Origin of the sequence: Pseudomonas sp. EMN2 (genome assembly GCF_009650555.1) — a bacterium.
Lineage (GTDB): Bacteria > Pseudomonadota > Gammaproteobacteria > Pseudomonadales > Pseudomonadaceae > Aquipseudomonas > Aquipseudomonas sichuanensis.
Genome location: NZ_VZZR01000090.1, coordinates 1 through 22442, shown reverse-complemented (window position 1 = coordinate 22442; position 22442 = coordinate 1). Strand labels below are relative to the sequence as shown.

The following is a 22442-nucleotide window of genomic DNA, read 5'->3' as shown; positions in this document are numbered from 1 at the left end:
CACACTCAATTGGAGTGCTTGCTCAGGGCAGCGTGGAAGTGCGCGCTCTGTTGCAGGTATTTGTCGGTGTAGCTGTGGGTAGTAGACGGCTTGCTACTGTGCTCGGCTTGGGCGTGCGCTGGGAGCACGACCGAGGCGGAGATGGCGGAAGCGGCGATGAGCGAGAAGAGATTGAAGTTCATGTGGGCTGACCTCGACTTCGGTGGTTTGACGTTGGCCCGTCGGGGCCTTGGGTCAAAACTTACGCCGATGCAGCCGCTGGCTGAAATTCATTGCGGCAGTAGCGAATATCACGGCAATCGATAATTGCCTCGCCCTGCACTCTGCCTGTGGGCGCGGCGGTGCGCCGCTGCGATTTACCCGCGAAGATGACACCTTGGTGCCTGGCACGGGCTATGCCCGTGTTCGCGGGTAAACCCGCTCCCACAGGAATCGCGCAGCTGTTTGAATGGCGAGCAAGACAGTTGCCCCCACAAGCAAGGCGCATCACTCGAGGAACTTGAGGTCCGACGGCGCCGGCTGGTCGAACTTCTGCACGGTCTGGCCCAGGGTGCCCTTGCGCGGATCACGTTGCATCACCACGATCTGGTTGCTCTTCTGGTTGGCCACCAGCAGGAAGTCGCCACTGGGGTCGAGGGTGAACTCCCGGGGATGATCGCCCTCCACCGAACGGCGCTGCAGCAGGGTCAGCTGACCGTCGTCCTTGCCCACCGCATACACCACGATCTCGTTGGCCGTGCCACGGTTGCTGACATAGAGGAAACGGTCATCCGCCGACAGATGCAGCCCGCCGGCGGCCTTGGCGGCGGGGTCCTTGAGGTCGGTCAGCGGCAAGCGTTGGCGCTCGCTGAGCGCGCCATCCTGCACATCGAAGACCACCACCTCGGCGCTCATTTCCAGGGTCAGGTAGGCGTGCTTGCCCTTGGCGTCGAACAGCAGATGACGTGGTCCGCTACCCGGCGGCAGCTCGACCGAGGCCGGGATTGCCGGGGTCAAGGGGTGCTCCGGACTGGCGCCGTCATAGCGATAGATGAACACCTTGTCCGCGCCCAGGTCGCAGGCGTACAGGTGGCGACCATCGGGCGACAGCACCAGCGAATGCACATGGGCACCGGCCTGGCGCTCGGGGTTGACCTTGCTCGGCGAATGCCGCGCCTGCTGCACCACCGCTTTGAGCTTGCCGTCCTTGGCCACCGGGATCACCACCAGGCTGCCGCCGGGGTCGGGGGCGACGGCGTAGTTGGCAACGAACAGGTAGCGCTGGTCATGGCTGAGGCTGGCGTGGGTCGGCTCGTCGCCCTGGCTGGGCACCTGGTTCAGCGGCTTTATCTCGCCCTTGGCGCTCAGCGAAAAGCTGCTGGCATGGCCTTGCGCAGTCTCGTTGACCGCGAACAGCAGGCGCTGGTCGGCGGACAGCACCAGCCATGATGGGCTGACAGCCTTGACCACCTGCTGGGGCTTGGCATCGATGTGGCCGTTGCGCTCATCAAAGCCGTAACGGTAGATACCCTGGCTGGTGCCATCGGTGTAGCTGCCCACCAGCAAGGTGGCGGCGTGGGCATTGATTGCAAGGGTCATGAGGCTAGCGGTCAGCAGGCGCGTCCAGGTCCGATTCATCGTCTTCTTCATCCGGGGCTCGGAAAGCACTCATACAGACTAGACGATGCTCGCCCTCGGCAGAGGCCAGCTGCCAGTCGTCGCCCGCGCCGGTGGCGGCGGCGACTTGCTCGGGGGTGAAGGTCCAGCGGCGCAGCTGGCGGCCGTCCATGCACTCGATCACAAGGCCGGTTTCGTCGAAGGTGAAGTCGAAGGCGTGCAGGCCGTCGATCAGCAGCATGTCGCAGGCTGCGAGGGTGGTGGCGAGGGTCATGGGGATACCTAGGGAAAGAAGGCGGCCATTATATCCTCTGGAGCCACTGCACAGGCTGTCGACTTGCCCACCGTGGGAGCGGGCTTGCCCCGCGATGACGTCGGCCTGGGCATCATCTACGCCTGGTCGACCGCCATCGCGGGACAAGCCCGCTCCCACGCTCATTCGTCAGTGGGCGAAGATCGACCCGCCCTCCTTGCCCGCCAGCTTCTCCGGCTTGATCAGGAACCGCGCCAGCGCCGGCAGCAGCCACAATGCGCCGAACATGTTCCACAGCAGCATGAAGGTCAGCATCAGGCCCATGTCGGCCTGGAACTTGATGGCAGAGAAGATCCAGGTGCACACGCCGATGGCCAGGCACAGGCCAGTGAACAGCACCGCCTTGCCGGTGGAGCGCAGCGTCTGGTAGTAGGCCTCCTGCAGTGGCAGGCCTGCGCGCAGGAAGCTCTCCAGCCGGCTGTAGATGTAGATGCCGTAGTCCACGCCGATCCCCACACCCAGCGCCACCACCGGCAGCGTGGCAACCTTCACGCCAATGCCCATGAACGCCATCAGCGCGTTGCCCAGCACCGAGGTGAGCACCAGCGGCAGCACGATGCACAGGGTGGCGGCAAAGGAGCGGAAGGTGATCATGCACATCACCGCCACGCACAGGTAGACCAAGATCAGGATGGTCAGCTCGGCCGACTTGATCACTTCGTTGGTAGCCGCCTCGATCCCGGCGTTACCCGCCGCCAGGAGGAACTGCAGGCCGTCCTTGTTGTGGCTGTCGGCAAAGGCCTTGGCCGCGGCGGTGACCCGCTCCAGGGTTTCGGCCTTGTGGTCGTTGAGGAACACCAGCACCGGTGCCAGCGAGCAATCGCCGTTGTACAAGCCGTCGGCACGGGCGATGGAGTTGTTGAGGATGCCCGGGTTGCGCGACAGCGTCTCCCACTTCAGGCTGCCTTCGTTCATGCCCTTGATGACCTGTTTGGACACGGTCACCAGGGAGATGGTCGATTGCACGCCCGGGGTGTTGTCCATGGTCCACATCAGTTCGTCGATGGGTGCCATGGTCGAGTGGATCGAGCAGCTCTCGGCCGGGGTCTTGACCATGATCACCAGCACGTCGGAACTGGTCGAGTAGTTGCTGATGATGAAGCTGTTGTCCTGGTTGTAGCGCGAGTCGGGGCGCAGCTCCGGGGCACCCTGGTCGAGGTCGCCGATCTTCAGGTTCTGGCTGTACCAGAGGCCGCCGGCGAAGGCCAGCAGCGCCAGCACGATGGACACCGGCGCCACCTTGGGGCTGGCGAAGTTGGCCAGCAGGCGCCAGAACGGGTGCTCGCGGGTAGCGTCCTTCTTGCTGCGCTCGATGGCCTTCTGGCTGATGCCGACATAGCTGATGGCCACGGGCAGCAGGATCAAGTTGGTGAAGACGATCACCGCCACGCCGATCGAGGCGCCGATGGCCAGCTCGCGAATCACCCCGATATCGATGATCAGCAGGGTGATGAAGCCCACTGCGTCGGCCAGGATGGCAATCATGCCCGGCAGGAACAACTGGCGGAAGGTACGCCGGGCCGCGGTCAGGGCATTGTCGGCGTCACTGGACTGCAAGGCGATGCCGTTGATCTTCTGCACGCCGTGGGAGATGCCGATGGCGAAGATCAGGAACGGCACGAGCATCGAATACGGATCGAGTCCGAAGCCCACCGCATGCATCAGCCCCAGCTGCCAGACCACCGCCACCAGGGTGGTGATCAGCACTGCGATGGTGCTGCGGATGCACCAGGTGAACCAGTACAGCAGCGCCCAGGTGATCACCAGCGCGATGCCGAAGAACATCGCCACCATCAGCAGGCCGTCGATCAGGTCGCCGACCTTCTTGGCGAAGCCGACGATGTGGATCTTGACGTTGGGGTTCTGCGCCTGGAACTTGTCGCGGATCTTTTCCTCCAGCTGATGGGAGAACTGCTGGTAGTCGAGCTTGACCTGTTTGCCTGGGTCCTGGGGGTCGGGGAAGCTCTCCAGCAACGGAATGTCGACGATGCTGGACTTGAAGTTGTTGGCCACCAGGCGCCCGACCTGGCCGGACTTGAGCACGTTGTCGCGCAGGGTGTCGAGGCTGCCCTGTGAGCCGTTGTAGGTGTTGGGGATCACCTCGCCGCCGGAGAAGCCCTCTTCGGTGACTTCGCTCCAGCGCACGCTGGGGCTCCACAACGACTTGAGACCGGCGCGGTCGACGCCGGGAATGTAGAACACCTCGTCATGGATCTGGCGCAGCGTCTCCATGTAGTCCTTGTCGAAGATGTCACCGTTGACCGCCTCCACCGAGATGCGCACGGTGTTGCCGAGGTTGGCCAGGTCGTTGCGGTGCTCCATCATCTGCTCGATGAAGGGGTGCTGCAGCGGGATCATCTTTTCGAAACTGGTGGACGGGCGGATCTGCGTGGCCTGCCAGAACAGGAACAGGCTCACCAGCACGCAGATGGCGATGACCATGGGGCGGTTGTTGAAGATCAGGCGTTCCAGCAGGGTGGCCTTGTCCTTGTGCTGCATGTCGAAGCTCTCCCGGCTGGTCATGGGCGTGCCTCCTGGGTGCCGTCGGCCGATGCCAGGTGCACACCGCCCTGCCCTACCAGCAGCAGGCCGCCGCCGGCAAGGCCGCTGACCCCGGCCAGGGCGACGCGGTCGGCGCGGTTGCGCACGCTGAAGGTCTGCCCGTCGTCATGGCTGCGCAGCACACTGCCGCCGTTGCCGACCAGCACCACGCTGCCGTCCTCGAGAAGCGTAGCGCTTGCCAGGCCGAATTCGAGCGGGCCACGCTCGGCCTTGAGCTCGATCGGCTGCCAGCTGTCACCGAAATCGGTGGATCGGAACAGGTTGCCGCGCAAGCCGTAAGCCAGCAGGGTGTTGGGCTGGGCAGTACCGATCACGCCAAAGAACGAGCCCTCATAGGGGCTTTCGACTTTCGACCAGCTCTGGCCGTTGTCGCTGGAGCGGAACATGCTGCCCTGCTCGCCGACGATGAACAGGCCGGCGTCCTTCACCAGGGTGATGGCGTTGAGGTGCAATTGGTCGGGGTTGTCCAGGCGCTCGCCGACGTCTTGCCAATGCTGGCCCCCGTCGAGGGTTTCGAGCACCGCGCCATAGGCGCCGACGGCAAAACCCTGTTGCGCGTCGAGCATGCGCACATCGAGCAGCGGGGCTTCGCGGGAACGGTCTTCGAACTGCTTGCTCCAGGTCGCGCCGCCGTCGCTGCTGGCGAGGATCTGCGCGTCATGGCCAACGGCCCAGCCGCGCTTGTCATCGAGGAAGAACACGGCGGTGAGCAGTTGCCGGGTGGGTACCCGGGCCTGGGTCCAGGTCTTGCCCTGGTCGTCGGAGAACAGGATATGGCCGCGATCGCCAACCACCACCAGGCGCTTGCCTGCGTGGGTGGCACCGATCAACAGGCTCTGGCTGGCCTTGGCCGACTCGACCGAGTATTCCTCGGCGGCGACCGCCGCATCGACGCTGCCCGCCCATGCCGCCAGTGCCAGCGCCAGCATCGCGCTGGCCGCCAATGGCCAGGCGCCGTGCCGGCCCCGTGCCGTGATCCGCTCTCTCATGACTGCCCCCTGTTGTGTTCTTGTGCTGGGTCAATCTATTGCCAGGTGCCGAGGAACCCTGTTCCAGAGCCCTGGAATAGCTTTGGGGCATCCTATCGGGGTAATCCGGCAGAAAACAACGAGCGGGACGTTATGTTTTGTTAACCACTGAAAACAACTGGGGCCGCTTTGCGGCCCTTCGCGGGTAAACCCGCTCCCACAGGGTTTCATGCAATCCCTGTGGGAGCGGGTTTACCCGCGAAGGGCTGCGCAGCAGCCCCAAGGGTCTCAAGCGAGACTTTTGCTCACCACCTCATACACATCACTGGACAGCGCGCCCGAAGCCAGGATCCGCTCCAACTCACCCTTCATCAGCGCCTGACGCTTATCGTCATACTTGCGCCAGCGGGTCAGCGGCGCCAACTGGCGCGAAGCGATCTGCGGGTTCAGTGCATTGAGCTCGATCACCAGGTCCGCCAGGAAGCGATACCCCGAACCGTCGGCGGCATGGAAGTTGACCAGGTTCTGCCCAGCGAAGGCCCCTACCAGCGCCCGCACCTTGTTCGGGTTCTTCAGGGTGAAGGCCGGGTGCTGCATCAGCGCCTTGACCCGCGCCAGCCCGCCCGGCAAGGCACTGGCCGCCTGCACGCTGAACCACTGGTCCATGACCAGCGGGTTGTCCTTGAAGTGCTCGGCGAAGGTTTCCAGGGCCTTGGCCCGCTCGGCCTCGAACGGCGAGTTGACCAGCACCGCCAGGGCCGTCAGGCGCTCGGTCATGTTGTCGCACTGATCGAACTGCTCCAGGGTCGCTTCCACGACCTGCGGCTTGCCGCTCAACATCAGGTACGACAGCGCAATGTTCTGCAGGCTGCGGCGCGCGAAGTGCTCGGCAGAGGCCACGTAAGGGGTCTTGCGCGACACGTCGCGGTTGGCCTGGTAACGGGCCCACAGGGCGTCAAACAACTGCTCGGCGATCTGCAGGCGGGCAAACTCGCGGGCAGTGTGGATGGCGTCCACATCGGCTACCTGGCTGATCTCAGTGAGGTAGGCCTCGCCCGGCAGCGAGAGCATCTCGGCGACCATGGCAGGGTCCAGCGACTCGTTGCCAACCACAGTGCCCAGTGCAGTGATCAGGCGCTGGTCGAGGGTGAGCGCTTCGCCACGCTGGTGCTGGCCGATCAGCTCCTGGAGCACCTGCACCGACAACTGCTGCCCCGCTTCCCAGCGGTTGAAGCCGTCGCTGTCGTGCTGCATCAGGAACATCAGCTGGTCGCGGTCGTAGGGGAAGCTCAGCTTGACCGGCGCGCTGAAGCCGCGCAGCAGCGACGGCAGCGGCTGGCTGGCGATACCTTCGAAGGTGAAGGTCTGCTCGGCTTCGGTCACCGACAGCACGCGACTGGTGCCAGCGGCGGCGCTTTCGCCGACCAGGCGCAGCGGCAGGTCGTTGCCTTGGGCATCCAGCAGGCCCAGTGCCACCGGGATCACGAACGGCAGCTTCTCGACCTGCCCCGGGGTCGGCGGGCAGCTCTGGCGGAAGCTCAGGCTGTAGCGCTGCGCAGCGGCATCGTAAGCCTCGCTGACTTCCAGACGCGGGGTGCCGGCCTGGCTGTACCAGCGTTTGAACTGGCTCAGGTCGACGCCGTTGGCGTCTTCCATGGCCTTGATGAAGTCGTCGGTGGTCACCGCCTGGCCGTCATGGCGCTCGAAGTACAGGTCGCTGCCTTTGCGGAAGCCCTCGGCCCCCAGCAGGGTGTGGACCATGCCGACTACCTCGGCGCCCTTCTCGTACACCGTCAGGGTGTAGAAGTTGGAGATCTCGATGAAGCTGTCCGGGCGGATCGGGTGGGCCATGGGGCCGGCGTCTTCGGCGAACTGGTGGGTGCGCAGGTAGGCGACGTCCTCGATGCGCTTGACCGTGCGCGAGTTCATGTCGGCGCTGAACTCGGCATCGCGGTACACCGTGAAGCCTTCCTTGAGCGACAGCTGGAACCAGTCGCGGCAGGTCACGCGGTTGCCCGACCAGTTGTGGAAGTACTCGTGGGCGACCACGCCTTCGACGCGCTGGTGGGCGGCATCGGTGGCGGTCTCGGCACGGGCCAGCACACAGCTGGAGTTGAAGATGTTCAGGCCCTTGTTTTCCATGGCGCCCATGTTGAAGTCGTTGACCGCGACGATCATGAAGATGTCCAGGTCGTATTCACGGCCGTAGACCTCTTCGTCCCAGCGCATCGACTTCTTCAGACTGACCATGGCGTGGTCGCACTTGTCGAGGTTCTCTTCCTCGACATAGATGCGCAGGGTCACGTCACGGCCGGACTGGCGGGTGAACTCACTCTCGACACACCACAGGTCACCCGCCACCAGGGCGAACAGGTACGCCGGCTTCTTGAACGGGTCTTCCCAGGTGGCCCAGTGGCGGCCGTCTTCGGCCGGCCCGCTGCCAATCGGGTTGCCATTGGACAGCAGCACCGGGTAGCGATGCTGCTCGGCGATCACCGTGGTGGTGAACACGCTCATCACGTCCGGGCGGTCGAGGTAGTAGGTGATCTTGCGGAAGCCCTCGGCCTCGCACTGGGTGCAGAACATCTTGCCGGACTTGTACAGGCCTTCCAGCGCGGTGTTGCTTTCCGGGTGGATCTTCACGCTGGTGTCGAGGGTGAAGCGCTCGGTTTTCGGCTGCAGGCTCAGGCTGCTGTCGTCGAGCTGGTAGTCGCCCGCCTGCAGTTCCTGGTCATCCAGCGAAGCGCGCAGCAGCTCGAGCTGCTGGCCGTCGAGCACCAGCGGCGGCAGGCCGGCACCGCGCTCGGGGTTGCGGCGCATGACCAGTTGCGCGTGCACCAGCGTGTGGTCCTCGAACAGCTCGAAGGTCAGGTGCGTCTCGTCGATCAGGTACTCGGGGGCCTGATAGTCCTTGAGGTAGATCACTTGCGGTTGTTCGGTACGCATGGTGACGATCCTTTACTGGAGCACGGCCAGTTGATAGGCCGTGTACTTGCGAATGTTGATCACGCCGGTGTCGAAGATCAGGTACTGGCCCTTGATGCCCAGCAGCGTGCCTTCCACGACCGGGTCCTTGTCGAGGTTGAAGCTGACGATCTTTTTCGGGTAAGCCTCGACCGGGTAGCGCATCTGCACCACCTCGGCGTCGGGCAGCGGCTGGATGGCCTGCAGGCCAAAGCGCTCCTGCAGCCCACGGATACCCTCGGCGCAGGCGTCGAAAATCTGTTCGCGGATGGCCACCAGGTCGAGCACCTCGGCATCGCCCTTGAGCAGTGCACGCCAGTTGGTGCGGTCCGGCACCTGGCTGCGCAGGATATCCTCGACCAGCCCGGACTGTTGCCGGGTGGCCACGCGCATGATCGGCAGCGCCTGGCTGGCGCCCTGGTCGAGCCAGCGGGTGGGCAGCTGGGTGGCACGGGTGATGCCGACCTTGATGCCCGACGAGTTGGCCAGGTAAACCACGTGGTCGGTCATGCAGAACTGCTCGCCCCAAGACGGCTCGCGGCAAGTGCCGGCGTCGTAGTGGCAGCGTTCCGGGGCCATGATGCACACGTCGCACTGGGCCAGCTTGGTCATGCAGGGGTAGCAGTAACCCTGGCTGAAGCTGGTCTTGGTGCGCTTGCCACAGTGGGTGCAGTGGATGGCGCCGAGGTACTCCAGACGGATCGACTGGCCGATCAGCGGGTTCACCGGCACCTGGGTATCGTCCAGGCGAAAACTGTATTGAACGACCGGTGCTTCCAGACGCACCGCCATCTTGCTCAAAGAGCCACGAGCGAGTTCGATCAATGTACCGAGTCCGACTTGAACAGGATGTTGGCGATCGGCGCAGACTTCGACGCGCACTCTTGCGGGCCCATGTAGCCGGTGCGCTGGTCTTCGGGCAGGTTCTGGATTTCCCAGGCGATCACGGCCTGCAGCGACAGTTCTTTCTGCTCGGCGGTGAGCTTGCGGCCATCGGACCATTTGCCGATTTCGACGGCCGTTTTCAGGCTTTCGTAGATTTCGGGGGTGATGTTTTCGATCATTTGCGCAAAAGTGGACATGGTGTCTCCTCAGTCAGGCCGACAGTCTACGCCGCGCGAGCCATCCACCCAAGAGCCCGGTCAGGCAACCGATGAGCAACCCGCCCACGTGCGCGGCATTGGCGATCTGGCCGAAGCCGAGTTGGCCGACCACACCGCTCAGGCACACCAGCAGCCAGATCAGCATCATCGCCAGCACGCCCCGGGGCAGGCTGAACTGCGGGTTGGGCGCAAGCTTCTGGTACAGCCAGACATGCCCGAGCAAGCCGTACAGCACACCGGACAGGCCGCCGAACAGGCTCGGCCCGCTGGTGAAGTGCTGGGCCAGGTTGGACACCAGGCTGAACAGCAGGGTCAAGCACAGCAGCATCCACGGGCCCTGGCGCAGTTCGATGCGCTTGCCCAGCTCCCAGTACCACATACCGTTCATCGCCAGGTGCAGTACGCCGAAGTGCAGCAGCATCGGCGACACCAGCCGCCACCACTGGCCTTCGCCGAGTGCCTGCAGCAGCGGAGTGAAATACAGGTACTCGCCCTGCACCTGGAACGGCAGGAAGGTGAACCAGGCGATGGTGGTCAGGTTGTCGCCCAGGCCGGTCAGGCCGGCGACCACCAGGCTCAGGAACAACACCGTGGCGGTCACCTTGCAGGCGATGGCCTGTTCCTTCAAGGAAGGGGCAGCCGGCAGGCTGCCTTGCTCAGGCTCCGGGACGGCTTGCAGATCGGCATTGCCGTCGGGGTAGCGCGTGTACAGCTCGCGAACATCCTCGGCAATCGCCGGCGGCACCCACAGCACCTGCTCCTCGCCCTCCTCGACCACCCGGTGCGGCACCTGCAGGCGCCGCAGCAGGGCGACGAAACCGCTGAGGTCGACCGCCAGCGGCAGGCGCAGCACTTCGATCACATTCATTGATTGGCCTGTGGGCGTTCGACGTCGACCCAGACGAACTTGTGCGGGTCGATGCGGGTTTCGTCATCCAGCCGGTAGGCGGCCAGTTTGCCGTACAGCACGGCACTGTAGTCGAGGCAGGCCAGGTTGCCGCGGATCGGCGCCGGACGGCCGCTGCGCCAGTAGTGGCCGACGAACAGCAGCGGTTCGTCCTCGGTGTAGCGCAACAGGGCGTTCTTCTGGTGATGGCTGAGCGGCGCGCGCGCCACCTCGTCGGGCAACGCGTCGGGCTGGAAGACGATATCGCCGTAGGTCTGCGGGTCTTCTTCCCAGAACTTGGTGCGGAAGAAGGCGCGGGTCAGGCCATCGCCGCCGGTCAGCGTCAGGCCGTCCGGCAGGCGCATGTCGGTGCCGCGCAGCAGGCGATTGCACACGGTAGAGGCGAAGCTGCCGGACACGGCCGAAGCCTGCACGAAGTGCTCGTCGATGCAGCCGTTGTGGTACTGCTGGCGCAGCGGTTCGATCAACTGCGGGTCCCAGCAGGCGTGCACCAGGCGGAAACGCCCGGCGTCGACGAACAGCGGCAGCTCGTAGAACCACTGGATGAAGTCGTGCCAGTCGCCGGGGTGCTGGGCGAACTGGGTGAGAGTCTCGTCGATCAGCCGGGCATGCCGTGGCGTGTGCTCGCGCACGTAGGCCTTGCCACTGCCCGGCAGGGCCGGCGTAACCCAGCCCAGGGCGTTGTATTCGTGGTTGCCCATGATGCAGAAGGCCTGGCCGGCCTCGACCATGTCGTGGACGATGTGCAGCGCTTCGCGAATGCGCGGGCCGCGGTCGACGATATCGCCGAGGAACAGCGCCTGGCGCCGTGGGTGCCGCCAGACACCGCCGATGCGTTTGTAACCGAGGGCGTCGAGCAGGCGCTCGAGGGTCAGCGCACAGCCGTGCACGTCACCGATGATGTCGAAACTGCGCGCCGGATCGAGCATCAGTCGTCCCTGCCCCCCAGGCGGCTGCCCCAGCCAAGCTTGGTGCGGCAGACCTCGTAGTAGTTGTGGTCCAGCGGATGGATCAGGCGCAGCTTCTGCGGCTTCTTGCTCACCGTGATGGTGTCGCCGGGGGCGCAGGTGAAGTGGTTCTGGCCATCACAGGAGACCTGCGGGTAGATCTGCAGGTCGTTGGACACCACGATCTTCAGCTCGCTGTTGCCATCCACCACGATCGGCCGGCCCGACAGGGTGTGCGGGTACATCGGCACGATGACGATGGCGTCGAGCTTGGGGTGCATGATCGGCCCGCCGGCGGACAGCGCATACGCCGTGGAACCGGTGGGTGTGGCGACGATCAGGCCGTCGGCCTTCTGGCTGCAGACGAACTGGCCGTCGATGTAGATCTCGAACTCGATCATCCGCGTCGACTTGCCCGGGTGCAACACCACGTCGTTGAGCGCATCGCCCTGGCCGATGGCCTCGTGGTGGCGGCGCACTTCGGCCTGCAGCAGGAAGCGGTTCTCCACCAGATAATGGCCGTCGAGCACCTCGGCGACTTTCTGCTCCAGCTCATCGGGGCGGATGTCGGTGAGGAAACCCAGGTTGCCGCGGTTGATGCCTAGCACCGGGATGTTGTGCCGGGCCAGGGCGCGGGCGGCACCAAGCAGGCTGCCGTCGCCACCGACCACGATGACCAGGTCGCAGACCTCGCCCAGCAGCTTGCGGGTGGAGGTTTGCAGGCCGTGGCCCGGCAGCACTTCGGCGATGGTGTCCTCGAGGATCACGTGCAGGTGGCGCTCGAGGAGGAATTTTTTCAGTCGGCGAATGGTGTCGAGCACCTGGGAGCTGCCAAGGCGTCCGATGATACCGATATTGCGAAATTGCTCCATGGTGCTCCTGCAAGGCTCTGCGGCGGGGTGACTATGCCGGGATTATGGGCGAAAGCACCGGGCAGCGGCAAACCGGCTATGCTCGCGGGATGATGCCCTTCGCCGACCACGCCTCCCTGCCTCGCCAGTTGCGCCACCCCGCGGTGCGCGACCTGGCCTGGGTGCTGCTCTCGCCCCCGCTGCTGCTGGGCGGCCCGTGCCCGCAACGCCATCCGCTGGCCGGCAGTGCCTGGGCCGACGAACCGACGCGCCTGGCCAACTGGCTGCACGCACTGGATCGAGATCCCTCGCTGCTGCTCGAATGGCTGGCGCGCCTGAGCAGCCGCCGACTGGGCCTGTATTACGAATACCTGTGGCAGTTCGCCCTGCGCCAGGCCCCGGGCATCGAGCTGCTGGCGGCCAATCTGGCGATCCGCGAAGGCGGCCACACCTTGGGCGAGCTCGACCTGCTGCTGCGCGACCGCGACGGCGACCACCACCTGGAGCTGGCGATCAAACTCTACCTGGGGCCACCCGGCGGCGATGGGCTGGACCCGTCGCACTGGCTCGGGCCCGGCTGCCACGACCGCCTCGGCCTGAAACTGGCACACCTGGCCGGGCACCAGTTGCCGATGGCGACCCAGCCTTGCAGTCGCGCTGCCTTGCAGACATTGGGGGTTGTCGATGTGACTTCACACCTGTGGCTCGCCGGCTATTTGTTCTATCCCTGGCCCGGTCACGCCGACGCTCCGAAGGACGCCAACCCCACGCACTTGCGTGGGCGCTGGTTGCATCGACGCGACTGGGCGCGGTATCAGGCCGAAAATCCTTCGGCACGCTGGCGGCCCCTGCCCCGACATGCCTGGCTGGCGCCGGCCAGGGTGGCGGCGGATGAGGACTGGACGCAAAGCCAGTTCGCAGAGTGGCTGGCGGAGCTTGATCTGCATGCGCCGGCGCAGTTGCTGGTCAGGCTGGAGCAGGATGCGAATGGAATTTGGCTGGAGGCCGAGCGGGTATTTCTGGTGGCTGACAGTTGGCCGCAGCTGCCCAGCCCTTGAAGTTGACGGGAGCGGCCCTTTCGCGGGTAAACCCGCTCCCACAGATTCCCGCAACGCCCATGCCTCGTTTGCGCCAGTGGGAGCGGGTTTACCCGCGAAAGGGTCGCAAGCGACAACACCTATTTCACCGACCTGGCGCAACGCTTGATTCGCCACACCGATTAGAGTTGATCCTGAGCGCCAGCAAGAGCGCCAATTGCAACCTGATGACGAGGATCCACCATGGTTTCATCCACCCCTGCCGCCCATTACTCGCGGCTGTCGATCGCCCTGCACTGGCTGATGCTGGTGCTGCTGGCCGCCGTCTACGCCTTCATCGAGCTGCGTGGCCTGTTCCCCAAGGGCAGCGCCGAACGCGATGTGATGAAGGATCTGCACTTCATGCTTGGCCTGAGCGTGTTCGTGCTGGTGTGGCTGCGCCTGGCCCTGCGCCTGTCGCGCCCCACCCCACCGATCGTGCCCAAGCCACCGGCCTGGCAGACCGGGTTGTCGCACCTGGTGCACCTGCTGCTGTACCTGATGATGATCGGCCTGCCGCTGGCCGGCTGGGCGATCCTCAGCGCCGCCGAGAAACCGATCCCCTTCTATGGCCTGGAACTGCCGGCCATCGTCGCCCCGGACCCGGACCTGGCCAAGTTCATCAAAGGCTGGCATGAGCGCATCGGCAGCTGGGGCTACTGGTTGATCGGCCTGCACGCCCTGGCCGGGCTGTATCACCACTACGTGCGCCGCGACAACACCCTGCTGCGCATGCTGCCCTACAAGTAACCGCGTCGCCCCTGCAGGCCGCCGGTGTGGAGGAAGACCAGACGGGTGCCGGGCGCGAAGCGTCCGGCCTCGACCTGGTCGCGCAGGGCCAGCAGCGCCTTGCCAGTGTACAACGCCTCCAGCGGCATGCCGGACTGCCGCTCGGTCGCCTCGATGAATGCCAGCAGCTCGGCATCGATCCGGGCAAAGCCCCCACGGCTCGCTTCATGCAGCGTGTATCCGTGCGGGCCCGCCAGGGCCGCGACGGTTTGCGGCACGCCATGATCCAGGGGCACGGCCAGGGCGCCATGCACTGCATGCTTGCCCTGCTCCGCCAGCACCAGCCCCGCCAGGGTGGTGCCGGTGCCGGCGGCCAGCCACCAGGCGTCGTAGTCCTGCCAACCCAGCACGTCCAGTTGCGCCCGGCACTGCTCGACGATCAGCGCGCAGCCTTGGGCACCGGCGGGGCCGCCGCCGCCTTCGGGGATGCAGTGCCAGCGCGGATAACGGGCCTGCCAGGGCTGCCAGAAACCCGCCTGGTGGCGGTCTCGGTAACCTGCGAAACCCAGCCAGTGCAACTGCATGCCCAGCGCCCGAAGGTCGCGCACGGTCGGCGTGTCCTGCTCATGGCCACGCAGCAGCCCCGCGGTGGCGAAGCCGAAGCGCTTGCCGGCAGCGGCCAGGGCATGCAGGTGGTTGGAGTGGTTGCCGCCCAGGCTGATCAGGCCCGGTGATCCGGCTTGCCGGGCTTCGAGCAAGTGGTGGCGCAGCTTGAACCATTTGTTGCCGCTGATCAGTGGGTCGATCAGGTCAAGGCGCAGGACGGCGGCCTCCAGAGCGGCTTGTTGGAGCCAGGGCAGGTCGAGGCGTTGCAGGGGGGCTTGGGAGAGGTCGAACTCGGGCATGGCGCGAGTTTATCAGTTGCCTGGACAAACGCATCGCGGGGCAAGCCCGCTCCCACGATACTTCGTGGGAGTGGGCTTGCCCCGCGATTGCGATGGATCAGAGCTCGGCAGCCAACCTCGAGCCCTGGTTGATCGCACGTTTGGCATCCAGCTCGGCAGCCACGTCGGCGCCACCGATCAGGTGCACCGATTGCCCTGCTGCCAACAGCCCTTCGTGCAACTCGCGCAGCGGGTCTTGCCCTGCGCAGACGACGATGTTGTCCACCGCCAGCAACTGCGGCTCGCCGTCACCGACGCGCAGGTGCAAGCCGGCATCGTCCACGCTCAGGTACTCGACGCTGTTGAGCATCTGCACCTGCTTGTTCTTCAGCCCCGTGCGGTGGATCCAGCCGGTGGTCTTGCCCAGGCCGTCACCGACCTTGGTTTTCTTGCGCTGCAGCAGGTACACCTGGCGCGCCGGGGCATGCGGCTCGGGCTTGATACCGGCCACGCCGCCACGGGCCTGCAACTGGCCGTCGATGCCCCACTCCTTCCAGAACGCCTCGCGGTCCTGGCTGGTGGCCACACCCTGGTGCACCAGGTACTCGGACACATCGAAACCGATCCCCCCGGCGCCGATCACCGCCACCCGCTCACCCACCGGCTTGCGCTCCAGCAGCACGTCCAGGTAGCTGAGCACCTTGGCGTTGTCTATGCCGGGAATGGCCGGGGTGCGCGGCGCAATGCCGGTGGCCAGGATGACCTCATCGAAACCGCCCTCGACCAGCGCCGCCACATCGACGCGGGTATTGAGTCGCAGGTCGACGCCAGTGCTCTTCACCTTGTTGCGGAAATAGCGCAGGGTCTCGAAGAACTCCTCCTTGCCCGGCACACGCTTGGCCACATTGAACTGCCCGCCGATTTCGCTGGCGGCATCGAACAGGGTCACCTGGTGCCCACGCTCGGCAGCCACGGTGGCGGCAGCCAGGCCGGCAGGGCCGGCGCCGACCACGGCGATGCGCTTGACGTTGAGCACTGGCAGGTAGTTGAGTTCGGTCTCGTGACATGCGCGTGGGTTGACCAGGCAACTGGTCAGCTTGCCGCCGAAGGTGTGGTCCAGGCAGGCCTGGTTGCAGCCGATGCAGGTGTTGATCTCGTCGCCGCGGCCTTGCGCGGCCTTGTTGACGAAGTCCGGGTCGGCCAGGAACGGCCGGGCCATCGACACCATGTCGGCGTCACCTTCGGCCAGCACGGCCTCGGCCACCTCAGGGGTGTTGATGCGGTTGGTGGTGATCAGCGGAATGCTCACCGCGCCGCGCAGCTTGGCGGTGACCTTGCTGAATGCCGCACGCGGCACTTTGGTGGCGATGGTCGGAATGCGCGCCTCGTGCCAGCCGATACCGGTGTTGATCAGGGTTGCGCCGGCCTGCTCGATGGCCTTGGCCAGCAGCACGATCTCTTCCCAGTTGCTGCCGCCCTCGACCAGGTCGAGCATCGAAAGGCGGAAAATGATGATGAAGTTCGGCCCGACTGCCTCGCGGGACCGGCGCACGATCTCCACCGCCAGGCGCATGCGGTTCTCGTAGCTGCCGCCCCAGCGGTCGCTGCGATGGTTGGTGTGGGCCGCCAGGAACTGGTTGATGAAGTAGCCTTCCGAACCCATGATTTCGACGCCATCGTAGCCGGCGCGCTGGGCAAGGCTGGCACAGGTGACGAAGTCGGCGATCTGCTTCTCGATGCCCTCCTCGTCCAGCTCCTTGGGCTTGAACGGGTTGATCGGGGCCTGGATGGCACTGGGCGCCACTTGCTTGGGGCTGTAGGCATAGCGGCCGGCGTGAAGGATCTGCAGGCAGATCTTGCCACCGGCTGCATGCACGGCCTCGGTGACGATCCGGTGCTTGTCGGCCTCGGCTTCGGTGCTCAGCTTGGCCGCGCCGGAATACACCCCACCCTCGTCGTTGGGGGCGATGCCGCCGGTGACCATCAGGCCGACGCCACCGCGGGCACGCTCGGCGAAGTAGGCCGCCATGCGCTCGAAGCCGCCTGGGCGCTCTTCGAGCCCGGTGTGCATCGAGCCCATCAGCGTACGGTTGCGCAAGGTGGTGAAGCCCAGGTCGAGTGGGGCCAGCAGGTGCGGATAGGGGGTGTTGGCCATGGATAAGCTCCACAGGTGGCGTGATCACGGAATGCGGGAGCCTCGAAGGCGGGCCCCGTCGTTTGTCTGTGGCCGACATTAAACAGGCGTTTGAATGCGCTCAATGATCGAAACTGACAACTTATTGATCCTGCTGCACAGCAGGCTTACCCTAACCTCCTCTTTCCCCACTGCGCTGAACCGCTCCATGCGAAAACTGCTAGCCGGCGCCCTGGCGCTGGTCATCATCGCCGGCCTTTGCGGCTATGGCTTCTGGACCCTGCAACGACCGGAAGGCCACTACCTGTCCGACCTGCGTATCGAGCTGGCGCTCAACCAGGGGGTGCCGGGCGAGCACGGCAACCTCCTGGGCGTGGAGCCGCTGCTCTACCCAGGCGATTACCAGAACCTTGCGCGCCTGCACCGCAAACTGTCGGCGTACCTGCAACAGGCCCGCGACCAGGGCCTGGTGAATGCCCGTACCGTGGTGGTGCTGCCCGAACATATCGGCACCTGGCTGTGGGCCCGTGGCGAGAAGAACGAGCTGTACCAGGCCACCCGCGACCGCGAGGCCTGGCAATGGCTGGAGTTGAGCAACCCGCTGCGCTACGGCCTGGCGATGCTGTCGGCCAGCGGCGACGACCGACGCAGCGATGCGCGCCTGCGCATGAAGGCCGCGCAGATGGCCGCCGATTACCAGCAGCTGTTCGGCGGCCTGGCGCGGGAATTCGGGGTCACCCTGGTGGCCGGCTCGATCGTATTACCCGCCCCCTACGTGAAGAACGGCGTGCTGCATGCCGGCAGCGGCCCGCTGTTCAACAGCAGCCTGGTGTTCGCCGGTGACGGCAGCGTGCTGGGGCAACCGCAACTCCAGCGCTACCCGGACAGCGAAACCCGCCGCTACATCCACCATGGCCGCCAGCAGCCGCTGCAGGTGCTGCAGACGCCCGCCGGGCGCCTGGGCGTGCTGGTCGGCAGTGACAGCTGGTACCCGGACAACTACCGGCTGCTGGCCGGGCAGTCGGTGCAGTTGATCGCCAACCCAGTGTTTCTCAGCGGCAAGCAGCGCTGGCAACTACCCTGGCGCGGCAACCGTCACCAAGCCGCGGCGGCCGAACTGCCGTTGCAGCGTGGCGAGGTCAGCGAGCAGGAGGCCTGGCAACGGCTGACCCAGGCGGCCAGCGACGGCGCTACCAGCATGAGCGTGTTCTTGCGCGGACAGTTCTGGGAGCAGAGCGGTGGCGGCCAGGGCTTTGCCAGCGAAGCCGGCACCTTGTGGGCGGGCAGCGCCAGCCAGGGCGCCCGCCTGCTCAACCTGTGGCTGTAACGCCATGCCCCGTCAGCGCGTGCGCCTGGGCGAGTTGTCGGTAGGCTTCGTCCAGCCCCTGGCCGAAGCGCTCGGCCAGCTCGGCCACGATCCGCAGCCACTGCTGCTGCGTTATGGGCTGGACAATCGGCGCCTGGCCGAACCCGGGGCACGCCTGTCGATCCCACGCTACATGCACCTGGGCCACGCCGCCATCGCCTTGTGCGCCGAGCCTGCCCTGGGTTTGCACATGGGCCAGCTCAGCCGCCTGGCCCAGGCCGGGTTGGCCGGCGTCACCGCTGCCCAGGCGCCGACCCTCGGCGAGGCCGCACGTACGCTGCTGCGCTTCGAACCGCTGTATGCCGCCAACTACCGTGGCCAGTCGAGCTTTCACCAAGACCCGCAAGGCGCCTGGCTGCGCTTCTACTCCATCAGCCCGTACAACGCCTACAACCGCTTCGTGGTCGACTCGCTGCTCGGCGGCTGGCTGGCGCAGTTGTCGAACCTGGCCGGCAAGCCGATTCAGGCCGAGCGGCTGGAGATCGAGTTCGAAGCGCCGGCTTATGCCGATCAATACCAGCGCCTGTGCAGCACCACCGTGCAGTTTGGCGCCCCGGCCAACCAGTTGCGCCTGGGCCAGGCCACCCTGGCCCTGGCCAACCCGCAACACTGCCCGAGTACCTGGCAGCACCTGTTGCAGCTGTGCGAAACGGAACTGGCCCAGCGCACCCGGGTACGCAGCCTGGGCGAACGCATCACCCACCTGCTGGGGCCGCTGCTCAATGGCGGCCGCGAACCGGATCTGGAGGAAGTGGCGCAGCACCTGCAGATGCCCACCTGGACCCTGCGGCGCAAACTCGCCGAAGAGGGCACGCGCTATCGCAACCTGCTCAACGACACACGCCGCGACCTGGCCGAGACCTATATCCGCGACACGGAGCTGGCCTTCGGCGAAATCGCCTATCTGTTGGGGTTTGCATCGGCCGAAGCCTTCCAGCGCGCATTCAAGCGCTGGACGGGCGTAACGCCGGGGGAGTATCGCCGCCATCAGCGGCAGGTGGGTTAGAGCTCGGTGGCGTCGTCTGCCGGCTCTGGCACATCCAGTTCATAAGCCTGGAATTCGAGCAATTCTTCCTGGTAGTCGTCCATTTGCCTGCTTCCTCGTTCTTCATTCATGGGTTCAACCGCCACCCTAAGCGCAACGGATGACGGAACCATTACAGCCCCATGAACGGTAAACGTAGCAGGCCTGCAGGAAGTTAGCGACAGCTCAAGGCGAGGCCGGTGTCGCTTCGCTCTGCGCAGGCTGTTGCTGGACCTGGATCGGGGCCGCCTCGACGGGCGGAGCAACCGGTTGCGAACCGTGGCTGTCATCCACCACCGGGGCTGCTGGCGCTTCGTGAACGGGCACGGCGGCGGCCGGTTCTGGAGCGGCAGGCGCGCTGGCCTCGACCGCAGCAGGCACGGCCACCGGGGCGCTTGCCGCCAGCGGCGCCGCATCTGGCTGGGCGGGTGCCAGCGAGGTTGGCGCAGGTTCGGGCAACCCCAAGGCCGGCGCTGGTTTCTCCACTTTCGGCGGCTCAGCAGGGGTATCGGCCTTCTTCACCTTTTTCGGCTTCGGCAGGTAGCCCTCCACCAAGGCGAAATAACGCTCGTAGAACTGTGGCGCGGCCACCGTCTCGCTCGCGACCTTGACCATCGAGTCGTCGCTCGAGCCGATCGGCATCGACACCGAGCCCAGCACCCCGACCCCCAGGCTGGCAGAGGTGTTGGATTTTTTCAGGGTGTAGCGGTCCTGCAGGGCGTTGGCGAACATGGTCGAACGCTGCTTGTCGCTCATGTCCGGCACGCAGGTGATGTTGAAGCTGATCTGCATGTGGTTTTCGGCGTTCTGCTGAAAACTCTTGTTGCCGGCCACCTGGTTGGCATCGCTGCTGGTGATGATGTAACCCTGGCTGAGCAGCGCACGCCGGGCAGCTTCGCAGGAGCCCGCTTCGCTGACCGGGAAACTGCGTGAGAAGGTGCCCGAGTCGTCGAAGCTCTCGTGCTCGTACACGGTAGCCTTCTTCGAGGAGCAACCGGATACGCCCGCCAGCACAAGGGCCAGCCCGAGCGCACCGTAGACGGATGATCTGGACATCGTGAATTCCGGGTAAATCGAACGGTGCCTATTGTGCAACACATCCACAAGCCACCGAAACCTTGAAAGGGCCGACATTGTGCAAGGTTCATGTAAAGGCGTGGATAACGCCGGCCGAAGCAACGGGAATCTTCTCGCGATCATTAGCGATTTCTCGCACAGCGGTAACAAAAACCTCCTAACCAGAAAGGGAAATTCCCTCGCTAGACTCATTCGCCCGTTCGAATGCCCAAGGAAATCGCTGATGAAGAATCTGCCGGTCCGCCTGAAACTGCTGCTTAGCCTCGCCCCACTGGTCTTGCTGGTGGCCCTGCTCGTCCTGACCGCAATCTTCGCCCTCGGCACCCTGACCCATCAGGCTGAACGCCTGGTCTCGGTCAACTACATTCTCGACAACCTCAACGACATCCGCGCTACACAGATGGCCTATGCACTGAGCGGTGAACATGCAGAGCTGGAAAACCTGCGCCAGGCCTACCGAAAGGTGAACAGGCTGATCGACGAGAACCTGACGCAGATGCCCTACCCCGAGGCGCAGGCCCATCTTGGTGCCACCCGCAAGATCATGGGCAACTACATGAACTACCTGCAGCACAGCCTCGAGACAGGTACCGAGACATTGGCCGGCCCCACGGGCAAACAGCTCACCACACAAGTGCTGGCGGCCATCGAGCACGTCAACCAGCTCATCACCCAGCAGAACCAGGTCAGTGCCACCGAGCTCGGGCAACGCACGCGCCTCATGCTCGCCGTGTTCTGCGGCACACTGCTGCTGGCCTGCCTGGTAGCCTGGTTGCTGATCCGGCAGATCTGCGCCCCCCTGCAACAGGCCCTGGACATGGCCCGGCGCATTGGCGAAGGCGACTTGAGCGCCAGCGACCTTGGCCCACGCCGCGATGAATTCGGCCAGCTGCTCCAGGCCCTTGAGCGCAGCAGCGCCAATCTGCGTGGCATCCTGCGCCGAATCGGCCAGGCCTGCGGGCAGCTTTCACAGGCCTCGGCGGCCTTGGCTTGCGTGATCGAACGCACCAGCAGCGGCGCCGCCAGCCAGCAGAGCGAAACGCGCCAGGTGGCGGCGGCCATGAGCCAGATGGCCTGCGCCGTGCAGGAGGTGGCGCACAACAGTTCGCTGGCCAGCGAGGCGACCCGTCAGGCCACTGACAAGGCCGAACTCAGCCAGCAGGTGGTGTGCGATACCCAGCGCCAGGTTGCCCAGCTGGCGAGTGACATCAGCAGCAGCAGCGAGGCTGTGCAACAGCTGTCCGCCTCTGCCGAGCAGATCAGCAGCATCATGACGGTTATCCGCTCGGTGGCCGAGCAGACCAACCTGCTGGCCCTGAACGCGGCCATCGAAGCCGCCCGCGCTGGCGAAGCCGGGCGCGGCTTCGCGGTTGTGGCCGACGAAGTGCGCGGTCTGGCCCTGCGTACCCAGCGCTCCACTGCCGAGATCGAAACACTGGTCACCCGCCTGCAGGACGGTGCCCGCCAGGCAGTGGAATGCCTGCAAGGAAACCGCCGCGCGGCCAGCACCACAGTCGAGCTTGCCAATCAGGCGAGCGAGGCCCTGCAGGTCATCACGACCAGCGTTGATGATATCCAAGGCATGAACCAGCAGATTGCAGCCAGTACGGAGCAGCAAAGCACGGCCGTGGTGACCATTCGCCGTAATGTGGAGCGGGTGCGCGATGTCGCCGGCCACTCACTCGATGCCAGCCGGCAAATCGAGGAGGCGTCAATCGAACTGGAACGGCTGGGCGGTGAGCTGAAAGGGTTGATCGGTAACTTCAGGCTCTGAAACAGGCAGCCTGCCAACCGCCAGAAATGAAAAAAGCGACCCGAAGGTCGCTTTTTTGTTGTTTCGAACTGTTCAAGGGGCTCAGAACTGAAGATGGCGCAGCGGACGGGACTCGAACCCGCGACCCCCGGCGTGACAGGCCGGTATTCTAACCGACTGAACTACCG

At 65.2% G+C, this 22442-nt stretch carries 19 protein-coding genes and 1 pseudogene; 6 read left to right on the top strand and 14 right to left on the bottom strand.

From position 1 onward, the window contains the following. Positions 1-5: 5 nt before the first annotated feature. The 11 genes from F6X61_RS27050 to F6X61_RS22590 form a co-directional block, all read right to left on the bottom strand. The gene (locus F6X61_RS27050) at positions 6-182 is read right to left on the bottom strand and encodes a hypothetical protein (RefSeq protein ID WP_167409860.1); all 177 of its coding nucleotides are present in this window, start codon (positions 180-182) and stop codon (positions 6-8) included. Between the two features lie 304 nt (positions 183-486). Further along, a complete protein-coding gene (locus F6X61_RS22635) occupies positions 487-1617 on the bottom strand; it encodes a lactonase family protein (RefSeq protein WP_178125876.1) in 1131 nt (376 codons plus the stop codon). After that, complete coding sequence (locus F6X61_RS22630; protein WP_153788632.1) at positions 1583-1870, bottom strand: DUF5629 family protein; 288 nt, start codon at positions 1868-1870, stop codon at positions 1583-1585. The genes F6X61_RS22635 and F6X61_RS22630 overlap by 35 nt, the downstream gene beginning before the upstream one ends. Before the next feature lie 168 nt (positions 1871-2038). Next, entirely contained in the window at positions 2039-4432 is a 2394-nt protein-coding gene (locus F6X61_RS22625; protein ID WP_153788631.1) for an RND family transporter, read from the bottom strand. Continuing rightward, the gene (locus F6X61_RS22620) at positions 4429-5460 is read right to left on the bottom strand and encodes a YCF48-related protein (protein WP_153788630.1); all 1032 of its coding nucleotides are present in this window, start codon (positions 5458-5460) and stop codon (positions 4429-4431) included. The genes F6X61_RS22625 and F6X61_RS22620 overlap by 4 nt, the downstream gene beginning before the upstream one ends. 267 nt (positions 5461-5727) lie before the next feature. After that, positions 5728-8385, bottom strand: a complete 2658-nt coding sequence (pepN, locus tag F6X61_RS22615; RefSeq protein ID WP_153788629.1) for an aminopeptidase N — start codon at positions 8383-8385, stop codon at positions 5728-5730. 12 nt (positions 8386-8397) lie between these two features. Next, the gene (locus F6X61_RS22610; RefSeq protein ID WP_153788628.1) at positions 8398-9228 is read right to left on the bottom strand and encodes a DUF2797 domain-containing protein; all 831 of its coding nucleotides are present in this window, start codon (positions 9226-9228) and stop codon (positions 8398-8400) included. Then, entirely contained in the window at positions 9225-9485 is a 261-nt protein-coding gene (locus tag F6X61_RS22605; RefSeq protein WP_110995859.1) for a YeaC family protein, read from the bottom strand. The genes F6X61_RS22610 and F6X61_RS22605 overlap by 4 nt, the downstream gene beginning before the upstream one ends. A gap of 13 nt (positions 9486-9498) precedes the next feature. Further along, complete coding sequence (locus F6X61_RS22600) at positions 9499-10374, bottom strand: rhomboid family intramembrane serine protease (protein ID WP_153788627.1); 876 nt, start codon at positions 10372-10374, stop codon at positions 9499-9501. Then, positions 10371-11342: a metallophosphoesterase gene (locus tag F6X61_RS22595; protein WP_153788626.1), complete on the bottom strand. Its 972-nt coding sequence runs from the start codon at positions 11340-11342 to the stop codon at positions 10371-10373. Before F6X61_RS22595 ends, F6X61_RS22600 begins: the two co-directional genes overlap by 4 nt. Continuing rightward, positions 11342-12232 carry an NAD(+) kinase gene (locus F6X61_RS22590; RefSeq protein WP_110995856.1) on the bottom strand — a complete coding sequence of 297 codons (891 nt, stop codon included), beginning with the start codon at positions 12230-12232 and terminating at the stop codon, positions 11342-11344. The genes F6X61_RS22595 and F6X61_RS22590 overlap by 1 nt, the downstream gene beginning before the upstream one ends. 44 nt (positions 12233-12276) lie before the next feature. On the opposite strand from F6X61_RS22590, the gene F6X61_RS22585 reads away from it, so the two are divergent. Both F6X61_RS22585 and F6X61_RS22580 read left to right on the top strand, forming a co-directional pair. Further along, the gene (locus F6X61_RS22585) at positions 12277-13269 is read left to right on the top strand and encodes a DUF1853 family protein (protein WP_153788625.1); all 993 of its coding nucleotides are present in this window, start codon (positions 12277-12279) and stop codon (positions 13267-13269) included. Positions 13270-13491: 222 nt separating this feature from the next. Then, complete coding sequence (locus tag F6X61_RS22580) at positions 13492-14037, top strand: cytochrome b (protein WP_153788624.1); 546 nt, start codon at positions 13492-13494, stop codon at positions 14035-14037. Here the strand turns inward: F6X61_RS22580 and F6X61_RS22575 are convergent. Together F6X61_RS22575 and F6X61_RS22570 are read right to left on the bottom strand one after the other, a co-directional pair. Next, positions 14028-14921, bottom strand: coding sequence for a 1-aminocyclopropane-1-carboxylate deaminase/D-cysteine desulfhydrase (locus tag F6X61_RS22575; RefSeq protein WP_153788623.1), 894 nt, complete (start codon positions 14919-14921; stop codon positions 14028-14030). The genes F6X61_RS22580 and F6X61_RS22575 overlap by 10 nt on opposite strands. 97 nt (positions 14922-15018) lie before the next feature. After that, positions 15019-17055, bottom strand: coding sequence for an NADPH-dependent 2,4-dienoyl-CoA reductase (locus F6X61_RS22570; RefSeq protein WP_153788622.1), 2037 nt, complete (start codon positions 17053-17055; stop codon positions 15019-15021). Between the two features lie 187 nt (positions 17056-17242). Between F6X61_RS22570 and F6X61_RS22565 the strand changes: the two genes are divergently transcribed. Continuing rightward, complete coding sequence (locus F6X61_RS22565) at positions 17243-18361, top strand: nitrilase-related carbon-nitrogen hydrolase (RefSeq protein ID WP_153788621.1); 1119 nt, start codon at positions 17243-17245, stop codon at positions 18359-18361. A 4-nt stretch (positions 18362-18365) separates the two neighbouring features. Beyond that, positions 18366-19406: an AraC family transcriptional regulator gene (locus F6X61_RS22560; protein ID WP_153788620.1), complete on the top strand. Its 1041-nt coding sequence runs from the start codon at positions 18366-18368 to the stop codon at positions 19404-19406. 204 nt (positions 19407-19610) lie between these two features. Here F6X61_RS22560 and F6X61_RS22555 read toward each other — a convergent pair whose 3' ends face one another. Further along, a complete protein-coding gene (locus tag F6X61_RS22555) occupies positions 19611-20480 on the bottom strand; it encodes a DUF2242 domain-containing protein (protein WP_153788619.1) in 870 nt (289 codons plus the stop codon). Between the two features lie 244 nt (positions 20481-20724). On the opposite strand from F6X61_RS22555, the pseudogene F6X61_RS27690 reads away from it, so the two are divergent. Continuing rightward, a pseudogene (locus F6X61_RS27690) lies at positions 20725-21417 on the top strand (HAMP domain-containing protein); the annotation flags it as partial. Positions 21418-21561: 144 nt separating this feature from the next. Further along, a complete protein-coding gene (locus F6X61_RS27685; protein ID WP_371923750.1) occupies positions 21562-22275 on the top strand; it encodes a methyl-accepting chemotaxis protein in 714 nt (237 codons plus the stop codon). Positions 22276-22442: the final 167 nt, after the last annotated feature.